This is a genomic window from Natronorubrum halobium, assembly GCF_051351675.1.
Classification (GTDB): domain Archaea; phylum Halobacteriota; class Halobacteria; order Halobacteriales; family Natrialbaceae; genus Natronorubrum.
Genome location: NZ_CP195595.1, coordinates 1314486 through 1341009, shown reverse-complemented (window position 1 = coordinate 1341009; position 26524 = coordinate 1314486). Strand labels below are relative to the sequence as shown.

Annotated in this window: 25 protein-coding genes and 1 pseudogene; 7 read left to right on the top strand and 19 right to left on the bottom strand. The window is 64.8% G+C overall.

Annotated elements, in window-relative coordinates:
* The first annotated feature begins 72 nt into the window (after positions 1 to 72).
* Positions 73 to 462, top strand: a complete 390-nt coding sequence (locus ACSFC7_RS06575; RefSeq protein ID WP_436346931.1) for a CopG family transcriptional regulator — start codon at positions 73 to 75, stop codon at positions 460 to 462.
* Here the strand turns inward: ACSFC7_RS06575 and ACSFC7_RS06570 are convergent.
* From ACSFC7_RS06570 to ACSFC7_RS06540, 7 genes and pseudogenes are all read right to left on the bottom strand, one after another.
* Positions 459 to 2156: a cobyric acid synthase gene (locus tag ACSFC7_RS06570; protein ID WP_436346930.1), complete on the bottom strand. Its 1698-nt coding sequence runs from the start codon at positions 2154 to 2156 to the stop codon at positions 459 to 461. The two genes, ACSFC7_RS06575 and ACSFC7_RS06570, sit on opposite strands and share 4 nt — an antisense overlap.
* Before the next feature lie 108 nt (positions 2157 to 2264).
* On the bottom strand, positions 2265 to 2477 hold the full coding sequence (locus ACSFC7_RS06565; RefSeq protein ID WP_436346929.1) for a hypothetical protein: 213 nt from the start codon (positions 2475 to 2477) through the stop codon (positions 2265 to 2267).
* Positions 2478 to 2636: 159 nt separating this feature from the next.
* Positions 2637 to 3881: an orc1/cdc6 family replication initiation protein gene (locus tag ACSFC7_RS06560; protein WP_436346928.1), complete on the bottom strand. Its 1245-nt coding sequence runs from the start codon at positions 3879 to 3881 to the stop codon at positions 2637 to 2639.
* Between the two features lie 882 nt (positions 3882 to 4763).
* Positions 4764 to 6242 carry a hypothetical protein gene (locus tag ACSFC7_RS06555; protein ID WP_436346927.1) on the bottom strand — a complete coding sequence of 493 codons (1479 nt, stop codon included), beginning with the start codon at positions 6240 to 6242 and terminating at the stop codon, positions 4764 to 4766.
* Entirely contained in the window at positions 6239 to 7027 is a 789-nt protein-coding gene (locus ACSFC7_RS06550) for an ABC transporter ATP-binding protein (protein WP_436346926.1), read from the bottom strand. Before ACSFC7_RS06550 ends, ACSFC7_RS06555 begins: the two co-directional genes overlap by 4 nt.
* Positions 7028 to 7323: 296 nt before the next feature.
* Positions 7324 to 7739, bottom strand: a pseudogene (locus tag ACSFC7_RS06545) (universal stress protein).
* A 123-nt stretch (positions 7740 to 7862) separates the two neighbouring features.
* The gene (locus tag ACSFC7_RS06540; RefSeq protein ID WP_436346925.1) at positions 7863 to 8552 is read right to left on the bottom strand and encodes a cob(I)yrinic acid a,c-diamide adenosyltransferase; all 690 of its coding nucleotides are present in this window, start codon (positions 8550 to 8552) and stop codon (positions 7863 to 7865) included.
* A 125-nt stretch (positions 8553 to 8677) separates the two neighbouring features.
* Between ACSFC7_RS06540 and ACSFC7_RS06535 the strand changes: the two genes are divergently transcribed.
* Positions 8678 to 9043: a helix-turn-helix domain-containing protein gene (locus tag ACSFC7_RS06535; RefSeq protein WP_436346924.1), complete on the top strand. Its 366-nt coding sequence runs from the start codon at positions 8678 to 8680 to the stop codon at positions 9041 to 9043.
* Between the two features lie 85 nt (positions 9044 to 9128).
* Here ACSFC7_RS06535 and ACSFC7_RS06530 read toward each other — a convergent pair whose 3' ends face one another.
* Positions 9129 to 10271: an SPFH domain-containing protein gene (locus ACSFC7_RS06530; protein ID WP_436346923.1), complete on the bottom strand. Its 1143-nt coding sequence runs from the start codon at positions 10269 to 10271 to the stop codon at positions 9129 to 9131.
* A 123-nt stretch (positions 10272 to 10394) separates the two neighbouring features.
* Between ACSFC7_RS06530 and ACSFC7_RS06525 the strand changes: the two genes are divergently transcribed.
* Entirely contained in the window at positions 10395 to 12023 is a 1629-nt protein-coding gene (locus ACSFC7_RS06525) for a hydroxysqualene dehydroxylase (protein WP_436346922.1), read from the top strand.
* 42 nt (positions 12024 to 12065) lie between these two features.
* On the opposite strand, the gene ACSFC7_RS06520 is transcribed toward ACSFC7_RS06525, so the two are convergent.
* The 4 genes from ACSFC7_RS06520 to msrA all read right to left on the bottom strand — a co-directional run bounded on the left by ACSFC7_RS06520 (position 12066) and on the right by msrA (position 15332).
* A complete protein-coding gene (locus tag ACSFC7_RS06520) occupies positions 12066 to 13349 on the bottom strand; it encodes an FAD-dependent oxidoreductase (RefSeq protein WP_436346921.1) in 1284 nt (427 codons plus the stop codon).
* Positions 13350 to 13496: 147 nt separating this feature from the next.
* Positions 13497 to 13922: a CBS domain-containing protein gene (locus ACSFC7_RS06515; protein ID WP_436346920.1), complete on the bottom strand. Its 426-nt coding sequence runs from the start codon at positions 13920 to 13922 to the stop codon at positions 13497 to 13499.
* Between the two features lie 544 nt (positions 13923 to 14466).
* Positions 14467 to 14652 (bottom strand): hypothetical protein, encoded by a 186-nt coding sequence (locus ACSFC7_RS06510; protein ID WP_436346919.1) that lies wholly within the window; start codon positions 14650 to 14652, stop codon positions 14467 to 14469.
* A gap of 137 nt (positions 14653 to 14789) precedes the next feature.
* The gene (msrA, locus tag ACSFC7_RS06505) at positions 14790 to 15332 is read right to left on the bottom strand and encodes a peptide-methionine (S)-S-oxide reductase MsrA (protein ID WP_436346918.1); all 543 of its coding nucleotides are present in this window, start codon (positions 15330 to 15332) and stop codon (positions 14790 to 14792) included.
* Positions 15333 to 15461: 129 nt separating this feature from the next.
* Between msrA and ACSFC7_RS06500 the strand changes: the two genes are divergently transcribed.
* Positions 15462 to 16235 carry an enoyl-CoA hydratase/isomerase family protein gene (locus tag ACSFC7_RS06500; RefSeq protein WP_436346917.1) on the top strand — a complete coding sequence of 258 codons (774 nt, stop codon included), beginning with the start codon at positions 15462 to 15464 and terminating at the stop codon, positions 16233 to 16235.
* Between the two features lie 76 nt (positions 16236 to 16311).
* On the opposite strand, the gene ggt is transcribed toward ACSFC7_RS06500, so the two are convergent.
* The 7 genes from ggt to ACSFC7_RS06465 form a co-directional block, all read right to left on the bottom strand.
* A complete protein-coding gene (gene ggt, locus ACSFC7_RS06495) occupies positions 16312 to 18258 on the bottom strand; it encodes a gamma-glutamyltransferase (protein WP_436346916.1) in 1947 nt (648 codons plus the stop codon).
* Positions 18259 to 18401: 143 nt separating this feature from the next.
* Positions 18402 to 19076 (bottom strand): 2,5-diamino-6-(ribosylamino)-4(3H)-pyrimidinone 5'-phosphate reductase, encoded by a 675-nt coding sequence (locus tag ACSFC7_RS06490; RefSeq protein ID WP_436346915.1) that lies wholly within the window; start codon positions 19074 to 19076, stop codon positions 18402 to 18404.
* A 112-nt stretch (positions 19077 to 19188) separates the two neighbouring features.
* Positions 19189 to 19677, bottom strand: coding sequence for a plastocyanin/azurin family copper-binding protein (locus ACSFC7_RS06485; RefSeq protein WP_436346914.1), 489 nt, complete (start codon positions 19675 to 19677; stop codon positions 19189 to 19191).
* 124 nt (positions 19678 to 19801) lie between these two features.
* Complete coding sequence (locus tag ACSFC7_RS06480; RefSeq protein WP_436346913.1) at positions 19802 to 20581, bottom strand: proteasome assembly chaperone family protein; 780 nt, start codon at positions 20579 to 20581, stop codon at positions 19802 to 19804.
* 71 nt (positions 20582 to 20652) lie between these two features.
* Entirely contained in the window at positions 20653 to 21207 is a 555-nt protein-coding gene (locus ACSFC7_RS06475; protein WP_436346912.1) for a class I SAM-dependent methyltransferase, read from the bottom strand.
* A gap of 38 nt (positions 21208 to 21245) precedes the next feature.
* On the bottom strand, positions 21246 to 22106 hold the full coding sequence (locus ACSFC7_RS06470) for a ZIP family metal transporter (protein WP_436346911.1): 861 nt from the start codon (positions 22104 to 22106) through the stop codon (positions 21246 to 21248).
* Positions 22107 to 22163: 57 nt separating this feature from the next.
* Complete coding sequence (locus ACSFC7_RS06465) at positions 22164 to 22373, bottom strand: hypothetical protein (RefSeq protein ID WP_436346910.1); 210 nt, start codon at positions 22371 to 22373, stop codon at positions 22164 to 22166.
* A gap of 130 nt (positions 22374 to 22503) precedes the next feature.
* On the opposite strand from ACSFC7_RS06465, the gene ACSFC7_RS06460 reads away from it, so the two are divergent.
* Genes ACSFC7_RS06460 through ACSFC7_RS06450 form a run of 3 tightly spaced genes read left to right on the top strand, consistent with a single transcriptional unit; the run spans position 22504 to position 26496 of the window.
* Entirely contained in the window at positions 22504 to 23778 is a 1275-nt protein-coding gene (locus ACSFC7_RS06460) for a Single-stranded DNA binding protein (protein WP_436346909.1), read from the top strand.
* Positions 23775 to 25631 carry a hypothetical protein gene (locus ACSFC7_RS06455; RefSeq protein WP_436346908.1) on the top strand — a complete coding sequence of 619 codons (1857 nt, stop codon included), beginning with the start codon at positions 23775 to 23777 and terminating at the stop codon, positions 25629 to 25631. The genes ACSFC7_RS06460 and ACSFC7_RS06455 overlap by 4 nt, the downstream gene beginning before the upstream one ends.
* A 16-nt stretch (positions 25632 to 25647) precedes the next feature.
* A complete protein-coding gene (locus ACSFC7_RS06450) occupies positions 25648 to 26496 on the top strand; it encodes a metallophosphoesterase (protein WP_436346907.1) in 849 nt (282 codons plus the stop codon).
* Positions 26497 to 26524 lie beyond the last annotated feature (28 nt).

The following is a 26524-nucleotide window of genomic DNA, read 5'->3' as shown; positions in this document are numbered from 1 at the left end:
CTCGCGCGGTCCTGTATCAAACGCTACAGTTCTTCGAAACAGTAATGTTTCAGGAGTGAGCACTGTGTCGATATGGCGAAAGATACCGTCAGATACCCCGACGAGGTCGTCGAGGCGATCGACGAACTGGTCGACGACGGTATGTTCGAGAGCAAATCCGAGTTCTATCGCTTCTCCGCGGAGTACGTACTGACGCTGATCAACGCCGATCACGAGGTGGAGACGTTCAACTTCGACGAGATCAAATCCGAACTCGATATCAGCGAGCACGATCACGCGGCGGTTCTGGGCACGGACGGCGGCACCTTCTTCCTCGACGCCGTCATCAACGTTCGCAAACACGGTCTCCGCGGCGACTACGAGGCTGCAGAGCGCTTCATCGACACCCACTACGAGTCGACCGATCAGGAGTGTATCATTCTCGAGGAACTGCTCGGAACGTACCGCAACAAGTCGGTCTAGCTCGACTCGAGCGACTCACCGAACGGTTCCCCGAGCGCCTCGAGATCGAGATTGTCGCGGACCAGCGTCGCGGCGCGGTCGTAGGGCGACGTGCCGACCGTTGCCCCCTCACTGGCTGCTGTCGATTCGCTATCCAGCGGCGGCCACTCGATCCCGGCCTCGTCGGCGACGTGTGCGAGAAACGCCGACCGAACGGATTCGTTGTCGAACAGCCCGTGGAGGTACGTCCCCAGCACCCGCCCGCGGGCCGCACTCGACTCGCCGAGCGGTCGAGCGACGTCCTCGAGCGCCCGCGTTCGACCCGCGTGGATCTCGTACCCCGACGCCGCTCCCTCGGCACCCGCGAGCAACGGCGTCGCCGTCTCGTCGATGGGAACCGACGTCTGCTCGAGCCGTTTGCTGCCCTCGAACGCTGTCTCGACCGGCAACAGGCCGAGTCCGTCGACCACGTCCGCCCCGCCCGTTCCCTCGAGCGAGGCGTTCGTGATCCGTTCGCCCAAAAGCTGGTAGCCGCCACAGACGCCCACGATCGGGCCGTCGAAGCGCTCGAGTGCGTCGCCAAAGCCGGCCTGATGGAGTGCCAGGAGGTCGTCCACCGTGTTCTTCGTGCCCGGCAGCACGACGGCGTCCGCGTCGACGTCCTCGAGCGCCTCGGTGGCCGTGCTCCCGTCACCGGCCGACTCGCTTTCGACCGGCACGAACACGACCGAGACGCCCGGCTCGGCTGCCAGGGCCTCGAGGTCCGTCGCGTTCGAGATTCTGGGAAGTCGGGGGACGGCGATTCGCACCCGTCGGTCTGCAGGCACGCCGTCGTCGTCGCCCAGCACGCCGCGTTCGCTCGTCGCCGGGAGGCCGACGCTGTCTTCCTCGGGCAGTCCGGGGTCGTCGTAGGGGAGGACCCCCAGAATCGGCACGCCGGTCTTCGACTCGATCTCCTCGATTCCGGGCTCGAGCAGCGTCGGATCGCCCCGGAATTTGGTGATGGCCGCGCCCACGACGCGCTCGCGTAACGAGTCGGGGAGCAGTTCGACGGTGCCGTAGAGGCTTGCGAAGGCCCCGCCGCGTTCGATATCGACCAGCAGGAGGACGTCAGCGTCGGCGAACGCGGCCGTCTCGACGTTCGCGAGGTCCCGGTCGTGGAGGTTGATCTCGCCGATGCTCCCCGCGCCTTCCGCCACGACGACGTCGTGATCGGCCGCGAGTCGCCGGAAGGAGTCTTCGGCCGCGGCGCGGGCCTCCTCCCAGTACTCCTCGTAGTAGGTACCGGCAGGGACGTGCTCGTGGGCCTCCCCCTGGAGAACGAGTTGGCTCTCTCCGTCGCCGCGGGGTTTGAGCAGCACCGGGTTACAGTCCGTCGTCGGCGTCGTGCGTGCCGCTCGAGCCTGGACGAACTGGGAGACGCCGATCTCACCCCACTGTTCGGCGTTCGACTCCTCGTCGGCGTCCGGCCCATCGTCGGCGTCCACCCCGGTGGTGTCGTCTCCCGCATTGCTGGCGGGTCCGTCGTCGTCACGTTCGCCGTAATCGCCAGCGCCGTCGGCCCGCACGACGACGCGAGCGTTGTTACTCATGTTCTGTCCCTTGAACGGGGCGACCGAGACGCCCCGATCGGCGAGCAGTCGGCAGAGTCCGGCGGCAACCGTCGACTTGCCGACGTGGCTGGCGGTCCCCGCGACGAGAAGGGTTCGTGTCATCCGCGTTGGGACTACTCGCGCGGCCGGCGGTATCGTCCTATCGGTTCGTTGTGGGAGGGCTCGAGTTCAGTTTACCGTTATTCGACGTAGTTGGATCCGGTCGCGTCGCTATTCGTCGTCGTAGCCGGGTTCCGGCGGCCGGCCGCCTTCGAACTCGACCACCTCACCCTCGTGCGGTTCGATGTGGCTCAGAATTTCGTGGGGCACGTAGCCGATGTTGTACCCCTCCTCGTCGTGGAGGACGACGCCGTGTTCGTACTCGCGGAAGTCGAAGCAGTTGATCTCCTCGTAGGCGTTACCGGGTTTGTAGACGACTTTCATGCGAGACCGATCAACGGATTGGCCGGTCTGGGTGTGCCTTGCAGGTGAATGGTGTTTTCAGGACGTAGTTATCAAACTGGGATCGTGATTCGGAGCGAACGAATCGACCGAACACGCTGTATTGGTGATCTAACTCGTTTACGACCGGTAATCGATTGACTAGTCTTTCAGTGTGGAGAACTCTTCACCGGAGTCGGGGAGGTACTCGATGATGCTTTGATGGGCACCGAACTCGCTGATGGGTGTCTGAAGCGCATCGACGACGGTAGCGATATCCCGGGTAAGTTCGTGCTCGCGATACGTTCCACCGTCCTGACCGAGGTGCTCTTTTCGGGAGACGGTCAGGTTAAGAATCTCGAAATCGGAGAGGAAACTTCGCATTCGCCGGGCCGTGCGTGGGTCCCGACCCCGGAACTCACACAGCTTCTTGTAACGCTGGTAGACGACGCGTGAGCGGGCCGGTGTCGCCTCTTCTGCAGCGAGTGTCGTGAGAGCGTATAATGTGAGTTGTTCGTGCTCGGTGAGATTACGCATTATATCCATGCTCTGTTGGGCCTCGAGTTTCTCCTGTGCACGCTCGACGTGATTGGTCGTGACCGTCTCTGCGTTTTCCGTTCGAGCGAGATCACCGGCCTTCCGGAGAAGAGTAATCGCCCGCCGCGCGTCGCCTCCGTCTTGACGGCCGAGAGCGGCACATAACGGAATTACACCCTCGTCTAGTGCCTCCGGATGGAACGCTATTTTGGCCCGTTGTTCCAGTACCTTCTGGAGTTCGTCTGCGCCGTACGGCGGGAACGAAATCTCGGTCTCACAGAGCGACGACTGTACTTTTGCGTCGAGTTGTTCTCGAAACGTAGAATCGTTGCTGATACCGATCAGTCCCAGTTGAATGTTGTCGATATATCCGTTATTGTCCGCTCGTGTGATCTGGTAGAGAAACGTATCGTCTGTGAGGTGATCAATTTCGTCAAGAACGACGATCACTGTTCCAGAGAGGGTATTAAGTTCATCCCAGAGCAGACGGTACACTTTGGACTGCGGGTGTCCGGTCTCGGCGATGTGGTTCTCCGGGCTCCGAAGTTTATTCACCAGACTGATTGCGGCCTGATAGCTCGTACTGAGCCCGTCGCAATTCACCGTGATGACTGAGATATCGACGTCGAAATGCTCTGCGGACTCCTCGAGTTCGTTGAGAAGAAAATTCGTCACGGCAGTCTTTCCGACTCCCGTTTTGCCGTAAATGAATATATTATCGGGATATTCGCCATTGATAACGGGCTGGAGGGCGGCTTCGTACTCCTCAATTTCATTATCACGACCAACGATATTGTCCGGTACGTATTCCACTTTGAGCGTATTCCGTTGTTTATATAACTTATCGTCCGGCTGGAACCTGGGGCTCATGATACGTTCACTTGCACGACACAGTCCGATAATTGTTCCGACCTCTGTTTCCGCTATTTCCAGTATAACCTCCCCGGGGCATCAATTCCACTATCGGTAATAGGCCCCAGTGTTTCTAGTAATGTGTCTATCTACTCCGTTTGAATAGTTCTCTGAGCACGACACCCCCTCCCCACTGTTTCCAGTAAAAGGAACGAACGGCTGCAAAGGTAGTCGGAGGACTCTAAAGACCAGCTCATATGTCTCCGATGGGAATATAGGCATTAAACTTAAACCTTATCATTGAGGAAATAATATTTTCTGCACCTTTCTGAGATCCACTTCGGAAACCCTCTATACCAATTAGGTCGTTTTAACGACTGCTCTTCCGTCTCATCCGTATGCTACAGTAGGCAGCTATCCGATCCTAGTTCGTTTCATTCAGAAGAGATTTTGTTCGAGAGCTTTCCGCTCGGCAGACTCAGGAGAGTAATCTAGTCGTTTACCGAGATCCCACCCCCTCATTTCTACTATTAGATTGATATGTAGCTGTAGAGAGGTGCTTGAGTGAACGGTAGACACCACTATTTCCAGTAAAAGGCGGAATCGAAACACCGATCGAGCCCATCCAATTAGCGGAGCATTCACTGCTATCAGTACCTGAAACGTCTGGATACTCGGTAGCGACCATTCTCTATCGAAGCTATCGCTACCGAGTATCCAGACGTACGTTCACCGATTAACTGGAAACGGTGGGGGGAGGGGGGAATCCTCGGCGGAGCGGATGCTGAGCGATACCGCACGATCACCGTCCGTAGCCGATCTACTGCGACGCTTCACATGAAAGAGTGGTGTGTCTCTTTTTTCGCTCTTTACAGTGTGCGACTTCTCTACCCTATTGTCTCAGTCACTCACCCGATACCGCTCCTCCCAGCGCGGCCCGGCACGACTCGAGAGCACCACCCCGACCACACCGAACCCGATCCCCGCAACCCCGAGCGCGAGCGCAACGGTACCCGACGGCGGCACGACGACGAACCCGGCGACCAGCGTCGGAACGAGCGCAACGCCGACGCCGACGGTGAACGTCGAAAACCGAACGGCGTCGAAGAGGAACTCGTTGGGATCGAAGCCGGCGATGTAGACGGTCAGGCCGTAGTAGTACAGCGCGTAGCCCGCGAGCAGTATCGCGCCGACGGCGGCGTCGAGAAGCGTCGCCTCGAACCAGACCACCGCTGTCAGGTACGGCACCGCGACCGTCGGCGCGCCGACGAGGACGAACGCGATCCGCTTCGCCCGGAAGACCTCGGCGATCGAGACGGGGTAGGTGAGGTAGTCCTCGAGCGAGTCGAACTGGGTCAACCAGTTGTACGTGGTAAAGGCGGTCAGTCCGAGCACGCCGCCGAAGAAGATCCCCGGCGCGGGCGCGATGCCGGTGATCGAGTCGACGACGCCGACGAGGGCGGCCACGAGCGCGAACAGGATCCCCGCCGAGACGAACGGCTTCGCGACGCCGCCCGACGAGCGCGCCAGATCGAGTAGCGTCTTCGAGACGAGCGCACTGCCGTTGTCCGTCCCGCCCGGCAGTGCGTCGCTGAGCCGTGCGAATCGATCGCCGGCCGTCCGCGATGGTCGCCCGTAGGTCGGGTCGTACAGCGCGAGCGATCCCACGCCGACGAGGACGGTCCCGGCGGCCAGTCCGAGCGCGCCGGCGAGGGATCCCTCGATCGGGACGAATACGGTCCAGCCGTCTCGAGCGGTTCCCGTCAGCCACGATCCACCCGCGGCGGCCGCGATCGTCCCGGCGATCACCCACGTCGGGACGCCGCGCGTCCGAATCGAGATCATCGCGACGGTCAGCGCCATTCCGGCCGCGAACGCGAGCGACAGCGAGAGCCACAGCGTGCCGACGGCGACCGGCACAGCGTTCAACTCTCCGACCAGAACCGCGTTGGCGAGCGCCATCGGGAGCACGAACGCGACCGCGTAGAACAGCGCGTCTTTGACGAGGAAGATGCCAAGCAGCCGTCGCCGGGACAGCGGCAGCGTCGTCGACGTCGAGAGGACGAGCGAGAGCCGACCGAAGACGTTCTCGAGCATGTCTGACCCCGCGAAACCGGCCGTCCCGCTGTAGAGTCCGAAGCCGAGTGCGAGGACGTGCAGCCCCGTCACGATCGTTCCCTCGGCGGTGCCGGTCTCGAGAAGGGCGACCGTCGCACCGACGGTCAGCGCGGCGATGACGACCGGGAAGAGCGCGAAGCGCCAGCCGCCGAACAGTCGCGTGTGCAGCCGCCACTCCTCGCGGAAGAGGAGCGCGAACAGTCGCCACGTCGTCGATCCGCCTCGCAGAGCCGTCGTTCGTTCGGGAGACGCTGCAGTCATGCGTTCGGTTCCGCTCCGAGTCGGTCGAGCGACGGCGCATCGCGCACGTCAGCCCCCTCGACGCGCTCAAGGAAAATTTCGAGCAGTGATTCGTCACCGTCTCCATCAGCGCCGTCGCCGCCGCTCCCGTCGAGGGACCGTTCCGTCACGATCCCTCCGTCGGCGACGATGCCGACCCGCGTACAGATCTCCTCTGCGACGTCGATGTTGTGCGTCGAGACGAAGACGGCGTTGTCGCCGGCGGCGTAGGAGACGAGAAACCGCTTTACTTGCTCCTGGACCAGCGGATCGAGGTTCGCCAGCGGTTCGTCGATGAAGACCACGTCGGGCTCGTGGACGAACGCCTGCGTGATCATCACCTTCTGCTGTTGACCCCGCGAGAGGTCCGTGTGGAGCGTGTCGAGTTTGCTCTCGTAGCCGAGCCGCTCGGCCCAGACGTCGGTCTGCGTCGCGACTCGGTCGGGATCGAGCCCGCGAACGTCCCCGACGAAGTCGAGGAACTCCCGCGGCGTCAGAAAGCTCGGCGGTGATCCCTGCTCGGGCAGGATACCGACCCGATCTCGCGTTTCGATCGGCTCCGCCGTCGGGTCGGTCTCGAGGACCCGAACCGTTCCCGCGTCCGGTCGGAGCTGGCCGGTCAGGACGCCGATCGTGGTCGTCTTCCCGGCACCGTTCGGGCCGAGAAAGCCGTACAGCTCGCCCCGGTCGACGGTGAACGACAGTCCGTCTACTGCGTTGACATCCCCGTACGATTTTACCAGCCCGTCGACCTGTATTACTCCCATCGGCTGCCTGACCGTTCGCAGCACCCACTAATAATTGTGCTGGCGGTGACTGTTCGGACATTCGATCAGCGTCGATTCCCCGTCCCGTGTCGCACTTTCGACCTCGCTACTCCGTCAGGAGCATGACGGGGAGCATGATCGCGACGCCGAGGATAATTCCGCCGGCCAGTTCCCGGCGACCGCACCTCGGAGATCCGCGCCGTGCTCGAGCGCTTCGGGGAAGATGTCGTGGAGCACGAGGTAGATCATCGCCCTTCGGGTAGTTACAAGCGGATCGATCGCCGAATAGTCGCTCGTCAGTTAACGACCGTCACCGGGGGCGTCGCGCGACGAACGACGCGCTCGGCGACGCTCCCCAGCAGGACGCGCGACACGCCGGACCGTCCGTGGCTTCCGATGATGATCCCGTCGACGTCGTGTTCGTCGGCGAACTCGACGATGCTTCGGGCGGCCGGACCGCTGGCGGTTTCGGTCGTGATCGTCACGCCGTGTTCGTCGGCGGTCCCCCGTGCGGACTCGAACAGCGCCTCGGCTTTCTCCTCCTCGAGCTCGAGGGCCCGTTCCACGTTGTACGCCGTGTCGCCGCCGTACATCGCCATCGACGGATCGACGACGTGCAGTACGGTGATGTTCGCGTCGGGAAACGTCGTGAGAGCGTGTTCGAGTGCCGCTCGAGCCGGTTCGGACCGTCCATCGGAACCAGTAGATCCATAGCTACCGATTCGACGAGTGACCGTATATAGAACGGGTGACGGTCCCACGCCGTGGAAGCACCCGTGCGACAGGGAGGGACTCGATGACGTCGGGTCGGCGATGGCGTACTGACGCTCGAGCGTCAGAATTCCGTGCCGCGTCGCGCTCGCTGGCCGTCGTCGATCGGGTGTTTCACCTTCCGAACGTTGGTAATCAGGTCGACTCGGTCCTCGAGGTAGGCCGGTTCGGCGTGGCTGCCCGAGAGCACGAGTTCGAGATCGGCCGGTTTCGCGTCGATCAGCCCGTAGATATCGTCCTCGCCGAGCAGTCCGCGATCCGCGGCGTAGAGCACTTCGTCGAGAATCAGCATGTGCACCCCGTCCTCCGGGGGTGCACCGAGGTCGATCGGTGCGCCGAGATCCGTCGCGTCGGCCGCCTCGAGTAACTCGTGGGCGCGCTCGAGCCCGGCTTGGGCCTGAGCCTCGTGGTCGGCCTCGTCGCTGCCGTCGGCCATCCCGTGCCAGCCGTAGTGGCCGAGGTTCTCGTAGCTGATTCCGGGGAGGGCCGCCATGGCGTTGTACTCGCCGCGGACGGCCTCGACGCTCGAGGCGCCGCCTTTCATGAACTGGAGCATGTGCACGCGGTAGCCGTGGCCCGCGGCGCGCATCCCCATCCCGAGCGTGGCCGTCGTCTTCCCCTTTCCGTCGCCCCACCAGACCTGTACGAGGCCGAACTCCTCGGGAGCCGAGGGCTCGATCCGCTCGGCTTCGGGGGTGCGCCCCTGTCCGGGCGTGTTTTCGACCGCCGACTCGGACGGCTGATCGTCGCTCATACGGAGGCCGTCGGGCCCGCCGTATATGTAGCTAGTCACATCGAGCGACGTATCGGTCGGCGAGACGGGACCGGCAGTACCGACCAAACGTGTCTTTAGGCTTCGCTCCTAACGTGGTCGCAGTTATGCCACTCGAGTTCTCGTCGTCCGGCGACACGCCCACTCTCGAGCGCATCATCGACGTGCTGGACGACGCCGACTGTCGGGAGATTATCTCTCTTCTCGAGGCGCCGAAGACCGTTCCCGAAATCGCGGATCAGACCGAGTTGCCGCTCTCGACGACCTATCGAAAACTCGATCGACTGACCGAGGCCGACCTCGTCAGCGAAACGGTCGGTGTCCGACAGGGACGCCATCACAAATCGCGCTACGTGGCGAACTTCGACCGAATCGGGATCCGTCTCGACGAGGATCGAGAGTTTCGCGTCGATATCGACCGATCGGACAAGCAATCGCTCGGCATCTGGTCGAACGCGACGGAGAAGTTCTGAGACGCTGCGCTGACTGACCGCTCGACGACTCGTTCTGGAGCCTCGTCCGTCCCGGAATCGACGGTACGCTCGATCCGCTGCGAGACTATCGATCCGATCCGGACTCGTCACCGAGATCGACGTCGGGTTCGATATCCGTCGCCTCCGCCGCCGCTTCCGTCTCTCCGCCCATGTCCTCGCCTTCCTTGATCGCCTGGGCCTCCTGTTCCATCGCTTCGACGTCCATCTCGGTCTGTTCGATCTCGCCGATGATTTCGGCGATGTCGTCGAGGCCGATCAGTTCGCGCGTCTCCTCGTCGAACTCGAGACTCTCGAGTTCCTGTCCGTCGACCCTGACGTCGCTGCCGGAGAGGTGTTTGCCGTAGCGGCCGACCATTGAGGTGAGCTCCTGGGGCAGGACGAACGTCGTCGACTCGCTCCCGCCGATCTGCTCGAGCGTCTCCATCCCTTTGTCGATGATCGCGCGTTCGCCCATCGATTCGGCGGATTTGGCGCGCAGGACCGTCGAGATCGAATCACCCTGAGCTTCCAGGATCTGGCTCTGCTTTTCACCCTGAGCGCGGATGATCTCGCTCTGTTTGTTCCCTTCCGCTCGCTCGACGGCGCTGCGGCGTTCACCCTGTGCCTCGAGGATCATCGCTCGGCGTCGCCGCTCGGCGGAGGTCTGTTCCTCCATCGCGCCCTTGACGCCCTGGGACGGCGTCACCTCGCGGACCTCGACGCTCTCGACGCGGATCCCCCACTCGTCGGTGGGTTCGTCGAGTTCGGTGCGGATCCGCTCGTTGATCATCTCCCGACGGCTGAGCGTGTCGTCGAGTTCCATGTCGCCGATGACGGCGCGCAGCGTCGTCTGGGCGAGGTTCGAGACCGCCCGCTCGTAGTTCTCGACCTCGAGGAACGCGCGTTTGGCGTCCATGACCCTGATGTAGATGACGGCGTCGGCCGTGACGGGCGAGTTGTCCCGCGTGATCGCTTCCTGGCTCGGGACGTCGATCGTCTGGGTCCGCATGTCGAAGGTGTGGACCCGCGAGACGAACGGCGGAACGATGTTCAGCCCCGGCTCGAGCAGTTTGCGATACTCCCCGAAGACGGTCAGTGCCCCTCTGTTGTAGGCGTCGACGATCTCGACCATCTGCCAGACGGTGATGACGACGAGCAGGAGCACGACGACTCCCGCGGTCAGCATCGGATCGCCGAGTTGCAGGGGCCCGAGTGACAGCACGTTCATTACGTCATTCAGGGTCGCTGGCGGAATAACGCTTGGCATTGATACCCACGGATTAGTATTCGAAACCGATACCGTGCTCGTTAGGGAGACGGGTTACTTCGTTGGCGGTCCTCCGCTCTAGCAATGACTGGCGTCGCAGTACTCGGCGGCGGAATCGGCGGCCTCACCGCAGCACACGAACTCGCAGAGCGCGGATTCGACGTCACCGTCTTCGAGGTGAACGACCGGTTCGGCGGGAAGGCCCGGTCGATACCACTCTCCGACGATCCGGGGTCGCTGCACGGCGAACACGGGTTCCGCTTCGTTCCGGCGTTCTACCGCCACGTCGTCGACACGATGGAGCGAATTCCCGACGGTGACGGGACCGTCGTGGACAACCTCGTCGAGACCGACGCGACGCTCATCGCGAGCGTCGGTGGCCCGAATCAGATCGCCGAAACGCGCACGCCCGACTCGGTGCGCGGCTGGCTCGAGGCGCTCCGACCGGCGTTCGCCGAGGACCTGCCCGCCGACGACGTTCGCTTCCTGCTCGAGCGACTGCTGTACTTGCTGACGGCCTGTGACCGGCGACGCGAGGAGGAACTCGACGACGTCTCGTGGTGGGCGTTCATCGACGCCGAGAATCGCTCCCCGGAACTTCGCGATCGGCTCGCGTTCGCCACTCAGTCGCTCGTCGCGCTCCGACCGGAGGTCGGCAGCGCCCGGACGATCGGGACGATCTACCTCCAACTGCTCTTCGGGCAACTGGATCCGACTCGACCGACCGAACGCATCCTGAACGCCCCGACGAGCGAGGCGTGGATCGATCCCTGGGTTCGATATCTCGAGTCGCTCGGCGTCGATTTCAGGCCGAACACTCCGGCGACGCGGCTCGAGTTCGACGGCCGACGCGTTACCGGGGCCGCGGTGGCCGGCGGGGAGACGATCACGGCCGACGAGTTCGTTCTCGCGGTCCCGGTCGAGGTCGCCTCCGAGTTCGTGACGCCGGAACTCGCCCGCGCCGCACCCGAACTGGACCGGATCGAGCGACTTCAGACGGCCTGGATGAACGGCATCCAGTTCTTTCTCTCCGAGGACGTCGAACTGACGCGCGGCCACCAGGTCTACGCCGATTCCTCGTGGGCGCTGACGTCGATCTCTCAGCGACAGTTCTGGGACGCGTACGATCTCGACGAACGCGGGCCGGAGGAGGTCGCGGGCGTCCTCTCGGTGATCGCGTCCGACTGGGAGACGCCGGGAATCCTCTACGATAAGCCGGCCAGACGGTGTACCCGCGAGCAGGTCGCCACGGAGATCTGGGCGCAACTGAAAACCCACCTGAACGGCCCGGACGAACTGCTGCGGGACGAGATGCTCCTCGGCAGGTTCCTCGATCCGGCGCTCGTCGAAACGGAGACGGGGCTCGAGAACCGATCGCCGCTGTTGATCAACACCGTCGGCTCGCTGCGAAACCGACCGCCGGCCGACGTCGCGGTCGAGAACCTCACGCTCGCGAGCGATTACGTGCGGACGAACGCCGATCTGGCCTCGATGGAGTCGGCCAACGAGGCCGGTCGTCGGGCGGCGAACGCGATCCGTGATCGACACGGGGTCCAGGGGCGGCGTGCAGCGATCTGGGACCTCGAGGACCCCGTCGTATTCGAGCCGTTCAAACGGCAGGACCGGATCCGATATCGGCTCGGATTGCCCCACCCCGCAGACGTAACGCACTCGCTCCGAACGGTTACCAGACGCCTCAGCGAACGTGTTTGAGTCGACGAGGCGTCCGCTCGAGAACACCGGTACGACGGCCGCTCACGTCGGCCGGTCGCCACCGACGAGATCGGCGTCCGTCGGCCCCTGCCCGTCGAACTCGCGGACGAACTCGTCGAGGATCGCCGGATCCGACGCACCCGGTAACTCGGCGTCCGCCGTGGTACACTCGCGGTCCACACCGAGGCGGTCACAGACGAGATCGGCGGTCGCCTCGGCCATCGCCCGATAGGTCGTCAGCTTCCCGCCGACGATACTGACGAAGTTCTCGACCGCATCGGAGCGAGGCTCCGATGCGTGTCGCGGTTCGTCGGATCGCTCGCCGCTCCCGGCGGCGTGGTCGAGCACGTGAAAGCCCCGGGAGATCCCGCGTCCGCCTCGAGCCGCTTCCTCCGCCTCGTACAGCGGCCGAACGCCCCACCAGGTTCGGACGTGCTCGGCGTCGGCGACGGCCGGCAGTACCGTCGCACACTCCGAAACCGTCTTCTCGACCTCCCAGTCGGCCGTCTCGTACGCGTCGGGATCGTCGACCCGTACGCTCGTGGTTCCGAGGACCGCCTCGTCGTCGTGGGGAACGATGATATCGCCGTCCGCGGGGTCCCGACAGCGGTTGAGCACCGGCTCGAGGCCGTCGTAGCCGACCGAGATCATAACCCCTCGAGTCGGCCGCATCTCGACGGAGACTCCCGTCATGGCGGCGATCTGCCCGGCGTGGGCGCCGGTCGCGTTCACGACGTACGTCGGTTCGATAGCGTCCTCGACGTCGCCGCCGAGCGAGACCGCCGTGATCCGGCCGTCGTCGACGGTCATCGACGTGACCGGTGCGTGGGGCAGGATCTGCGCGCCGTTGTCTCGCGCGTCCGCAGCGTTCGCTGCGACCAGCCGCGACGGGACGACGACGCCGTCCGGAACCCACATTGCGCGCTCGACTTCGTCCGCGAGGCCGGGGACCGCGTCTCGAGCGGTCTCGCCGTCGACGACCTCGACCGGGATCCCGAGCTCCTCGCAGGCCGTACGTTTCTCCTCGAAGTACGCCGGGTCGTCCGCGGACACCTGGACGAACAGTCCGCGCGTCTCTCTAACGCACTCGCCGGCGATCTCCCCGAGGATTCGGTTCTCCTCGAGACACTCGTGGGCGCCCTCGGCGTCGCTCTCGGCGTAGCGGGCGCCGCTGTGGAGCAGGCCGTGGGACCGCCCCGATGCGCCGGCCGAGAGCCCGTCGCGCTCGACGAGCGTCACGTCTACTCCCCGCAGTGCGAGGTCCCTCGCGATTCCCGTCCCGGTCGCGCCGCCGCCCACGACGAGTACATCCGGTTGGCTGTTCATATTGGCCCAACGGGCCCCGAACGGAGGTATCTTTCACCCCGAGCTACGACGGAGTCGACCGCGTCGGACCGCGGCGAAAACGAGACCCGCACGTTGCGTCCGCCGGCTGTACTCGAGGAGTCGCTCGCTGCAGCGGATTCCACGGATCTACGGGCTGTAATCGGGTGACTGCGCCTCGATCGTATCGGCGACGTTGTCGAGTTCCTCGCCGATCGTCGCCACCAGATCGTCCAACGTCGCGATGCCGGTCAGTTCGCCGTCGTCGTCGACGATCGGGAACCGGCGGACGTTGTGCTCTTCGATCGCTTCCGAGACCGCGATCGGGTCGTCGTCCTCGTGAATAGTCGCCGGGTCCGACGTCATGACCTCCTCGACCGACGCCGACGTGACGTCATCGTGGTCGTGGATCGCGAGCGCGGCGTCACGGTCGGTGATCATCCCGACGGGTTCGTCGTCGTCCGTGACGACGACCGCACCGACGTTTTCCTCCTCGAGGGTCCGCGTGAGTTCGCTCAGTTCGTCGTCTCGATTCGCCGTGACGACATCTTGTGGGCCGAGTTTTCCAACAGACATGTGCCACGTATAGCAAGTACAGAATCGCTATTCAACCTGCAGCCTTCGAGTGAACGCAGGTCAGTAGACGGACTGGTCCGCGACGACGAACGCGGTAGCCGTCTCGCCACTACTGCGTTGTAACTCGAGAACTGGTGCTTCCTGCTACACGGGCTGTTTACGGCTGAAAACACGAGTATCCGCCGATAGGGACCGTCTGGACGCGTCGAAAAGCAAAAGCCGAGGATCGTGGCATGATGATCTGGGGCTGACGTATTCCATTGTGTCGGTTTTGCCGAACCACACAGGGGCAGAGTGTCACAGATCCACAATGGGTAGCGTCGGGGTTCGTTCGTTGTTCAGTGATACCGTATCGACATCACCTCGACTACAGTTACTACACGTCCAACAATAAAGGTTATTATACGTCTAATATCTGCTACAGGCCCGAATTTATGCGCAAACATCTACTTTTGCGAAATATACTGGGTGTTCACCCAATTATTATATGCGTATCCGCCTGGTTCGTGGTCGTTTTCGGTTCGGGGCCGTCGGCGCGGCTCCGTTAGTCGCTCCCGGCCGCGTCTCGATCGAGATCCTGAAACGGGACGTCGTCGCCCATTTCGAACTCGGCGACGAGCCCGCAGTCGTAGCACTCGAGGACGATCGCCGACCGGAAGGCCAGAACACTCGGCTCGGTGTCGTGCTCACAGGCGGGGCACCGCAACCACTCTCGAAACGAGGTTTCCATGCGCTATCACGCGGCGTCTCGAATATAAGCGCTAGAGGAGGATGGGAGTAACAACACGAGACTCCCCACACACTTGTCCGCGTATCGTCCTGGTCCAGGCTGAAAACTGTACGATCGAAACCTGCTCGATTCGAGTCTCAGGGAGACGGCTGTTCGCTCTCGACGCTGTCGGTGAACTTCTCGCGGACTTTCTCGACTTTCGGCGCCGCGTGCATCGTACAGTAGGCGTCGTTGGGGTTCTTCTCGAAGTAGTTCTGGTGTTTCTCCTCGGCCTCGTAGAACGTCTCGAGCGGCTCGATTTCGGTGACGATGCCGTCGTAGAGCCCTTCGTTCTCGAGTTCCTCGGCGAACGCCTCGGCGGTCTCGAGTTGCTCGTCGCCGTGGGCGTAGATGGCCGACCGGTACTGGCTGCCGACGTCCGGCCCCTGCCGGTTCAACTGGGTCGGATCGTGGACCGTGAAGAACACCTCGAGCAGGTCCTCGTAGGCGATCCGGTCGGGGTCGTACTCGAGTTGGACGACCTCCGCGTGCCCGGTCTGCCCGGAACAGACCTCGCGGTAGGTGGGATCCTCGGTGTCCCCGCCGGCGTAGCCGGAGGTGACCGACTCGACGCCCTCGAGTTGCTCCATCGCAGCCTCGATACACCAGAAACAGCCGCCGCCAAAGGTCGCTCGTTCCATAGCTGCCCGTAGGCGTCGCTCGAGGAAAGGTGTGACGGGTACCGACGGTCGACTCGCGGCCGTTCGGTCCCGCCTGCGTTCGCTGCCGCGGTGCCAAGGGATTTCACGGGGGCCGATGAACGCCGGGATATGTCCTGGGACACCGTCCGACTCGATTGGGATGGAAACGTCGCAACGCTAACCGTCGACCGTCCGGAGGCGCTCAACGCACTGAACGTGGAGACGCTCGAGGCGATGGGCGAGGCGATCACGGAGGCCGCCGACGAAGACGCCCGCGCGCTCGTCCTCACGGGCGCCGGCGACGACGCGTTCATCGCCGGCGCGGATATCGAGTACATGAAGGACCTCTCGACCGCCGAGGGACAGGAGTGGGGCGAACTCGGCCACGACGTCGCCGACGCGCTCGAGGCGTTCCCCGCGCCGACGATCGCGGCGGTCAACGGCTACGCGTTCGGCGGCGGCTGCGAGATGGCCATCGCCTGCGACCTGCGCGTCGCGAGCGAGTCGGCTGTGATCGGCAACACGGAGATCGATCTCGGCATCATTCCCGGCTGGGGTGCCACCCAGCGGCTGCCGGAACTCGTCGGCGACGAGACCGCGCGGCGGATGATCTTCCTCGGGGAGCGCCTCGACGCTCAGTCGGCCGCCGAGGCGGGCATCTTCGGCGAAGTCGTGGCTGACGAGGTCCTCGAGGATACTGTCGACGAGTTAGCCGAGCGGATCGCGGCGAAGCCGGCCGTCGCGATGCGCGCGGCCAAGCAGGCGCTCAACCAGCGCCACGAGGGGTCGCAGTCGGCCGGCCTCGAGTACGAGAAGCGCGCGTTCGCCAGCCTCTTCGGGACGCCCGACCAACGCGAGGGAATGGAAGCGTTCGTCGAGAAGCGCGATCCGGAGTTCGAGTAAGCTCCCGACGAACGCACGTCGGATCGGGAGACGGCCGAAAACTACACGACGAGCGTGGCTCGTCAGTCAGTCGTTGTCAGTCGTCGCTTCGGCCTCGAGCGCGCTTCGTTTCCTTCCCTCGTTTTTCACCGCGACCGCGCTTTCCGTCGCGATCGTCTTTCCCACCGCGCTTCCCGCCGCGGTCGAAGCCGACGGCCTGTCCGTCGCGCGTCGGATCGGCCGCGCCGACCAGTTCGTCTTCACCGATGGCGATCGCCTGGACGTTACCGAAGTCGTCCTCGGGTTCGTCAGCCCAGACTTGGCCGAACTGCTCGGTCGCGTCGCGGACGTGCGCCGGAACGTCGTCCTCCCACAGGATCGGCGGACACTCCGTAGTGAAGATCGTCGGTTCGGTGAGTGACTCGAGGGGGTCGAGTCCGTAGACGTAGCGATGGAGGAGCGTCTGGGCGACCGAGGTGATGATCGTCCAGCCGCCCGGCGAACCGACGGTGAACTCGGGGACGCCGTCGCGCAGGACGATGGTGGGACTCATGCTGCTCAGCGGTCGCTTCCACGGCTGGACCTCGTTCGGACCGCCGGGTTCGGCGTCGAAGTCCGTCAGCTCGTTGTTGAGCATGAACCCCCGGCCGGGGACCATCATTCCAGAGCCCATGAACTGCTCGATGGTCGAGGTGTAGGAGACGGCGTTGCCGTCCGCGTCGACGACGGAGAAGTGCACCGTCGAGCCGTACTCCTGGTCGGGACCGGGTACTTCCGGCGACGCATCGATGCCCGGTGGCACCCCGGGCTCGACGCACTCTTCTGCCGCGTAGTCCGCGAGCGTCCCGTCGACGCGTACCTGCGCGGCGCGTTCCGCGAGGTACTCGTCGCTGAGCAGCCCCTCGATCGGGACGTCCACGAACTCGGGATCGCCCATGTACTCGTTCCGGTCGGCCCAGGCGAGACTCGTCGCCTCGGCGAAGAGGTGGTACTTCTCCGGCGACCGGATGTCGTACGCTTTAATCTCGAGGAACTCGAGCATCTTGAGGATGGACGCGACGACGCTCGGACCCGAACTCGGCAGCGGCTGGCCGACGATCTCGACGTCGTACCAGTCCTTGCGAACCGGTTCGTCGAGCGTGACGTCGTAGTTCGCGAGATCGTCGACGGTCAGGCTACCGCCGGCCGCCTGGACCGTCGCCGCGAGGTCTTCTGCGATCGGCCCCTCGTAGAACGCGTCGGTACCGCGTCGCTTGATCTGCGCTAACGTCTCGGCCAGATCGGTGTTGACGTGGGTGTCGCCCGCCGCGAGCGGATTCCCGTACTCGTCGGAGTACGCTTCCCTCGCTGTGGCGTTGAATTTCTCCCAGTTCTCCGCGATCTGTTCGGCGAAGACCGCGTCTACGGCGAAGCCGTTGCGTGCGAGGGTGATCGCGGGCCGGATCAGCCGATGTCGCGGCCGCGAGCCGTGCAGTTCGCGGGCCGTCTCGAGGCCCATCACGGTACCGGGAACGCCGACGGCCTGGCCCAGTTGGATTCGCTGCTCGAACGGGATCGGCTCGCCGTCCTCGTCGAGGAACATCTCCGGGGTCGAACCCTGGGGCGCCCGTTCGCGGCTGTTGACGACGGAAACCTCGTCTTCGTCCGCGTCGTAGATCACCATGAATCCGCCGCCGCCGATCCCCGATCCGTGGGGCTGGGTCACCGTCAGCACGTACTGGAGCGCGATGGCGGCGTCGACGGCGTTGCCACCCTCTCGCAGGACGTTCGCGGCGACGCCGGAGGCGATCGGATCGACGCTCGAGACCATTCCGTCGCCCGCGGTCACCTGCTGGCCGCACGTGAACTGGGACTGATCGCAGCTGAACCCGGGGATGTCGGTGACTTCTTGGACGCCGTCCGCTGCACCCGCCGCCGTACCGAGGCTGAGCGCGCCGGCCGTCGCGCCGAGCGTTCCGAGAAACGCTCGCCGCTCGAGTCCTGATGCCCCACTGTGTCGACTGGGTCGCTGTTCGTCCGCGTTCGAATCGGACTGTCGTGTCATGTGATACCGCCGTACAGATCGCCAACGGTATCGATAAAAACAGTTTGGAGAAACGTAAATTCGATAATCAGATCAGTGATTTACGTAACAACACTCGAAATCTGAAAGACACGTCTAAGTCATCGGATCGGAGGAGCGGGACGTCAGCGCTCCTCGCGGCCGTCGAGATCCCAGGTGAGCAAGGCGCCGTCGTCGAGCCGCTCCACGCTCTCGAGGCTGAGCAGCGGAAACTCCTCGACGAATCCCTCGCCGTCGGCCAGCGTGGGCGCGTCGCGGCCGCCGATCACCTTCGGGGCAACGAACACCTGGAGTTCGTCGACCAGGCCGACCTCGAACAGCGAGAAGATGAGTTCACCGCCGCCCTCGACCATAATTCGCTCGAGGCCCTGCTCCTGCAGCGTCGCGAACGCGCGCAGGAGGTCGACCCGGTTGTCGCCCGCGGTCACGAGCTCCGCGTGGTCGGCGAGATCCATTCGCTGATCGATGGGTGCGGCCTCGCTCAGACAGACGTACGTCGGTGCCGCATCGTCGAGGACGGCGGCATCGGTCGGCGTTCGCGCCTTCGAGTCGACGACGACGCGGGCGGGCTGTGCCGACGCTCCCCGCTCGAGGCGCCGTTCACACAGCGACTCGTCCTTGACGGTGAGGCTGGGATCGTCCGCGAGAACGGTGCCGACGCCGACGACGACGGCGTCGCTGTCGGCGCGGAGTCGATCGACGCGAGCGAAATCCTCCTCGCCGCTGATCGCGAGCTGCTCGCGGCGGCGCGAGGAGAGTTTGCCGTCCGCGCTCATCGCTGCGTTGACGACGACGTGCATACGGGTGCTGCGTGGCGGACCCTAAAGAAGATACTGAGGTCTCACAGAGCAGAGACTGCCACTCCGTCGTCAGAAAACCGCTCGCCACGCTCGCTACGATCGGCTGCCTCGACTACTGTACTTCGATGTCGCCGACCATCGATCCTGAGTGGGGTTCGCAGACGTACTGGGTCATCTCGGAGGTAACCTCATCGACCTCGAGGGTCTGGGTCTCCCCCTCCTCCTCCATGATTTCCGTCTCGTAGTCCTCGACGACTTCGTCGCTGTCGTCTCGAATCTGGAGGTTGTGACCTTGTCCGTCGAGGTTCTCCCACGTAATTTCGTAGGACTCGCCCTCCTGCAGGGTGAGCGTCGGGTTCTCCTGGTCGGCGATCTGGTCCGGCGCGACGCCCTGCCAGGCTGACGTTTCGCCGCCGAGTTCGATTTCGCCGGGTTCGAGCGGTTCGCCGCCGCCGCCGTTTCCGCTCTCATTACCGCCGTTTCCGCCTCCGTTCTCTTCGCCAGATCCTCCGCCACCGCAACCGGCTAGGACCGCCGGAACGGCTGCGGCACCGCTCAGTTTGAGTATTCGTCGTCGGCTCTGTGAGTCGTCGAGTGTCATGTGGCATCTTGTCCTCTCTTGTCTGTTTGCATAACCTGCCGGCTGGCACTCTCAGGGCTGCAAATTCTGGCTTTCCGGTCGCGTCGACCCGAGTCGGCCGAACTGAAATCGGGACCGAGAGCCGCTACATGTACATTCGATCTGCCGGAAACTCCCTGCCTTCGAGCGAATTTTCACCCTGTTGTAACGCGGTTAACCGGGTAGCGAGCGCCTCGTAGTACTGGTGTACCTCCTCGGAGCGCCGGCGGAGTTCCCGCTCGTCGACGTCGACCGGATAGAGCGCTTCGAGTCCGCCGAGCAGTCGGAGTGCGGCGTCGAGATCGGGTCCCGGCGGATGCGAAGGGGTCACGAATACGCCGGTGGCGGGATGGGACGCCTCGGATCCCTCGACGAGGAGTTCGGCGTTCACGCCGTCGAGCACCCCGCCCGGAAGCGGCTCGACCGGCGCCGACTCGCCGTCGGCACGGTCGTCGACTCGCGTCCGTTGCCAGGATTCGGTGCCGGCGTAGAAGACGAGGTGTTCGTCCTCTCCGTGCGGAAACGGCGCTCCGTGGATCGCCGCGATCTCCTCGATATCGACCGCGTCCGTCCAATCGAACACCGCCTCGACGAACGCCGCCGCCGCTCCGACGGGAATGAACAACTCGCTCACGAGGAGCGTAAGCGGCGTCCCATCGACGGCGTAGAGCCGGATCGGGTGTCGAACGGTCCCGTCCGTTACCGGGGCCACGACGGGTAGATTTCGGACCTCGAGGTAGCCGACCTGCGTCGCTTCGAGCTCCGTCGCGAGGTAATCGAGGGCCGTGAGGCTCGCCGCCCCGCTATCCGCGAGTCCGAGAAGGAGCGTTTCCCCCGCTTCGATACCGTCACTCGTTCGCACCTCGAACGATGGTTCTCGAGCCATACTCGTGATTCGAGACGGACGCGCATAGTTCTACTACGGGCGTCGCGGTTCGAGCCGTGACGGTGCTCGGATCACCGACGCGCGACGACCGCAACCGTCTCGGGCCGCTCTCGAACGTCGTCGACCGAAAACCCCGCCTCCTCGAGTTGCGCGACGACCGCTTCGGAGCCGAACCGTTCGTCCAGCGGCGGGCCATCGTCTCCGGTTCCGTCGGCGGACCAGTCGACCGTGACGAGACGGCCGCCCGGCCGGAGCACTCGAGCGATCTCCGCGAGCGCCTCGTCGGTGGCGTACTCGTGGTGGGTGTTCACCGAGAACGCACCGTCGAGGTCACCGTCGGCGAACGGAAGCGAGGCGACGTTCGCGGTCACCGGTTCGACGTTCGCGGGGACGCCGTGCTCCCGGAACCGTTCGTGCATCGCCGACTGCACGTCGACCGCGTGTAGCGTTCCGACGAACGGGGCGACGTCCGTCGCGTAGAACCCCGTCCCGGAGCCCAGATCGGCGACGGTAGCGCCCGGGTCGGGTCCGAGTAACTCGAGGAGTTCCTCTCGGGAACAGAAGCGATACCGCGACGGATCATCGAGCGCGCTCGCCCGTTCGACCGGAAACGTGTGAAATCCCATACCGTCGATTGGCGAGGGAGCGGGAAGAACGCACGCCTTCAGACGGCGAGTCCGACGTCGACGATCACCATCACGACGAAGCCGACGACGAACGTGAGCGTGGCGGCGTCGGCGTAGCCGTGGCCGTGGCTGGCGGGAATCATCTCCCGGAAGATGACGGCGATCATCGTCCCGGCGGCGAATCCCGCGGCGACGGGAAAGAGGCCGGTGACGACGGCGACGAGGCCGAACCCGAGCGCCGCCGCGATCGGTTCGGGAATCGCCCCGGAGAGCGTCGTGTACAGGATCGTCTCGCCGTTCGAGAGGCCGGTTCGACTCGCGGGAACGGCCATCGCGAAGCCGTCGGGGACGTTCTGGATCGCGATGGCGATGGCGAGAGCGATTCCGACGCCCTCGAGACCGCCCGCGAACGCGATGCCGATCGCCAGCCCCTCCGGGACGTTGTGGATCGTGATCGCGCTGCCGACGAGCAGCGCTCGACGACCGTTTTCGTCGGTTTCATCGTCCGTTTCGTCGTCGGTGCTGTCGCGTTCGTCCCCGGACTCCGTCGACAGTTCGCCGGCCTCCATCGTCGTTTCGGCCCGTGCTGTCGGCGGATACGTGCGATCCCCTTCGTCCGCGATCAGCAGGTGGACGTGCGGGATGAGTCGGTTCGCGGCGAGCAAAAACACGCCGCCGAGGAGTACGCCGACGACGACCTCCCACAGCGAGCCGAACTCGAGTCCCGGCACGACGAGCGCGAAGACGGCCGCCCCGAACATGATGCCGGCGGCGAGGCCGAGCGCGGCGTCGTAGAACCGGTGGCTGATGCGCTCGGTAACGACTATCGGCAGCGCGCCGAGACCGGTCGCCGCACCGGCGAGCAGCGCGATGCCGATCACTTCGACGAGAGAGACCACGACTACTCCCGGGTTCGCTCTCCCGCGTTAAAACCGTCCGTGGCAGTTCTCACGCGCTCAACGAATTCGCCGCGGGTCGTCGCTCGTGCCCAGCAGGATCCGATAGACGAGATATCCGATCAGCAGGGCGAACGCGAATGTCGCGACGGTTTCGGCGAACCAGATCGCAACGTACAGCGCTCGAGTCAGGATTCGGATCATCACGATCCCGCCGAAGATTGCGACGACGAACGCCAATCCACCAACCGCTGCGCCGACGCGTTCCATACGACCACGTTCACTGCAACCGAGATGAACCTACTGCCGGTCGATCGGTGACCGGCTTCTACTGTCCCGTTCCGTTTACTTCCGGTCCGGTGCGGGAACGCTTTTTACTCCCCCATGCGAATATCCGGTGATGGAACTCGACAATCATGCCGAGGATCTCGCCTCCGACCTCGGTGTCGACAAAGAGGAGGTCAAAGCGGACCTGCAGAACCTGGTGGAGTACAGCGTCCCCATCGACGAAGCCAAACAGAGCCTTCGCCGGAAGTACGGCGGCGGCTCGAGCGGCGGCGGCGGGGCTCCCTCGAGCAAGGACATCGGCGAGATCACGCCGGAGGACGGGAACGTCACCGTCACCGGCGTCGTGCTGACGGCCGGCAAACGATCGATCCGCTATCAGGGCGACGACCTCGAGATCGTCGAGGGGCGACTTGCCGACGAGACCGGCGTGATCGACTACACGTCCTGGGAGGACTTCGGACTCTCGCCGGGCGATACGATCACCGCGGGCAACGCGGGCGTCCGCGAGTGGGACGGCGAACCCGAACTCAACCTCGGCGAGAGCACGTCGCTGTCGTTCGAGGACGAGTCGCTCGAGGTATCCTACGACATCGGCGGCGAGGCCCACTTGGCCGACCTGCAGACGGGCGACCGCGCGGTCACCGTCGAAGTGACGGTCGTCGAATGCGAGCGCCGCACGATCGACGGCCGCGACGGCGAAACCGAGATCCTGAGCGGCGTCTTCGGTGACGAGAGCGGCCGATTGCCGTTCACGAACTGGGACCCGGCCCCCGCGATCGAAGACGGCGGGACGATTCGCATCGAGAACGCCTTCGTCCAGGAGTTCCGCGGCGTCCCTGAAGTGAACGTCTCGGAGTTCTCGACCGTCACGACAATCGACCGTGAGATCGACGTCGGCGCCGACGCGACGACCATGGACGTCGGCGAGGCCGTCCACACGGGCGGCATCTACGACGTCGAAGTCAGCGGGAACGTCATCGCCGTCCGCGACGGCTCCGGACTGATCCAGCGCTGTCCGGAGTGTTACCGCGTCATCCAGAAGGGCCAGTGCCGAACGCACGGCGACGTCGACGGCATCGACGACCTTCGTGTGAAGGCGATCCTCGACGACGGCACCGGGGCCGTCACCGTCGTGCTCGACGACGAACTGACCCAGCAGGTCTACGACGGGACGCTCGAGGACGCCCTCGAGCAGGCCCGCGAGGCCATGGATCAGGAGGTCGTCGCGGACACGATCCGCGAGCGCATCGTGGGTCGCGAGTACCGCGTGCGCGGTCACCTCTCGGTCGACGAGTACGGGGCGAACCTCGACGCCGAATCGTTCGCGGAGAGCGAGGACGATCCGGAAGCCCGTGCGAGTGCCTTCCTCACGGAGGTGAACGCATGAGCGCGACCGACGAAAACGGCGAGGAGATTCCCACCCGGGAGATCGCCTACCGACTGTTCGCGGCCGAGTACGACGACGCCTCGTTCTCCTACGCCGAGAGCGACGAGGAGCGCGCGCCGAACTACGTCATCTCGCCGACCGGCGCACGACTCAACCGCATCTTCGCCGTCGGCACGCTAACGGAGATCACGTCGGTCAACGACGAAATGGTCCGCGCCCGCGTCGTCGACCCGACGGGCGCGTTCGTCGTCTACGCCGGGCAGTACCAGCCCGACGCGCTGGCGACCTTAGAACAACTCGAGCCACCCGCGTTCGTCGCGGTGACGGGCAAAGCTCGGACCTTCCAGCCCGACGATTCGGATCAGGTCTACACGTCGATTCGTCCGGAGAGCATCGCGACGGTCGACGCCGACACCCGCGACCGCTGGGTCGTCAGCACGGCCGAACAGACCGTCGACCGTGTCGGCGCGTACGCCGCGGCAGCGGAGAGCGGTGCGAGCGGTGAGGCGTTGTCCGATGCGCTCCGCGAAGCCGACGTCGAGTCCGGCCTCGCTGCCGGAATCCCGCTCGCGCGGGACCACTACGGAACGACCCCGGCGTATCTCGAGGCCCTGCGCGACTGCGCCCTCGAGGCGGTCGAGGTCGTCGCCGGCGAGCGCGATCAGGTGACGCCCCTATCGCTCCAGCCCGGCGACTCGAGTCCCGACTCCGAGGCGGCGTTTTCGTCGCTCGCAACGCACGCGGGTGTCGATCCCGCGGCCCTCGAGTCGCTCGCTGACACCGACGTCGACGCTCAGCCGGCGGAGCCGGCCGCAGCGACGGCGGGTGTGGGAGATGCCGAGACGGATGCGGGCGCGGATACCGGATCCGAATCGATCGACTCCGGGTCGGCAGCCGGAACGGCGACGGGGACCGAACCCGACGCTGCCTCCGACGCGGAGTCCGCGGCGGCTGACGAGGCGGCCGACAGCGCACTCGAGGCGGATTCGGCGACTGACGCACCCGATTCGGGAGTCGACGCGGACTCGAGTCCCGCCTCGACGACGGACGCGGAGACGGATACCGGAGCGCCGACGGCGACCGCCGCTACCGACGACTCGCCGGCGGATGCTGACACCGGCGATTCGACTGCGTCGTTCGACGAGTCGACCGATATCGACGAGGCTGCCGACGCCGCCGAAGCCGACGCGACCGACGATACCGATTCCGTCGAAGCCGAGGAGACGGACGACGCGACCGAGGACGACCTCGGCGACTTCGACGCCGGGGACTCCGGCATGTACGAGATGGACGACGAGGAGCGCGAACAGCTCGAGGAGGAGTTCGGCGCCGAGTTCACGACCGGAAGCGAGGTCGAAGAGCCCGGCGAGGCGGGAATCGACGTTTCCGAGCCCGAGGACGAACCCGACGATGCTGCTGACACCGAATCCGCCGATGCTGCCGCCGACACTGACGACGACCTCGGTGAACCGCCGGCGTCCGGACTCGAGGCCGAATCGGCGTCCGACGCCGAGACGACCGACGACGCCGACCTCGAAGCGGAGGCCGACGATTCCGACGAGGCGGCTGCCCTCGAGGACGACACCGTTGCGGCCGACGAAACGGCCGAGGCGGAACCGGACACTGCTGATGGTGCGGACGAGGAGCCCGCCGAAGATGTCGACTTGGAGGACTACGTCGTCGAGACGATGGCGGAACTCGACGACGGCGACGGTGCCGATCGATCGACGCTCGTCGAGACGGTCGCCGACGACACCGGCGCGTCCGAGGACGAGGTCGAAGACGCGATCCAGGACGCGCTGATGGGCGGCCAGTGTTACGAACCGGACGACGAGACGCTGAAGCCGATCTAACGCGAGACCGATACCGATGTCCGAGGAGTCCCGTCGACCGGCGGCGCGCGTCGAACCGGTCCCCGGCGAACCGGCCGCGGTCGCCACCGTCGGAACCGAACGCGCGCTGCTCGTCGCCGACTACCACGCGGGCTACGAGGCCGGCTTGCGGTACGAACGCGGCGTCGACGTCCCGAGCAAGGCCCCCGAGCGACGCGAGCGGCTGCTCGCCGTGCTCGACGAATCCGATCCCAACCGACTCGTCGTCCTCGGGGATCTCATGCACTCGATCGGCGACCCGGGCGGGGCCGAGCGCGGCGAACTCGAGGTGCTGTTCGAGGCGTTCCCGTCGACGCTTTCCGTCACGGTCGTCAAGGGCAACCACGACGGCGGGATCGAGGGCTGGCTAACCCCCGAGAGCCCTCGTGACACCGCCGCACTCGAGTTCGACACCGACGCCGTGACGGTCGTCCCCGGAAACGGGATCGCGCTGGGCGATCGTGCCGTCGGCGTCTGTCACGGCCACACCTGGCCCGCACCGGCGGTCCTCGAGTGTGACGTCCTCTGTTTGGGCCACGAACACCCCTGCGTCCGACTCGAGGACGAGGTCGGCGGCAGTCGCGTCGAACGGGCGTGGCTGCGCGGTCGACTCGATCCGACGGCGTTTCGCGAGCGTCCCGAGTACGAGGCTCTCTCGTGGCTCGAGAGTGCGACTGCAGCGCCGCCACGAGTCGTCGTCGCCCCGGCGTTCAACGACCTCGTCGGCGGGACGTGGGTGAATCTTCCGAACCAGTCGTTTCTCTCGCCGTTCCTGCCCGACGGCCTGGCCGACGGTGAGGCGTATCTGCTGGACGGGACGCGACTCGGACCGTATCGGTCGGTGTAGGTTCGTGATCCGACCGCCAGCGAATGTA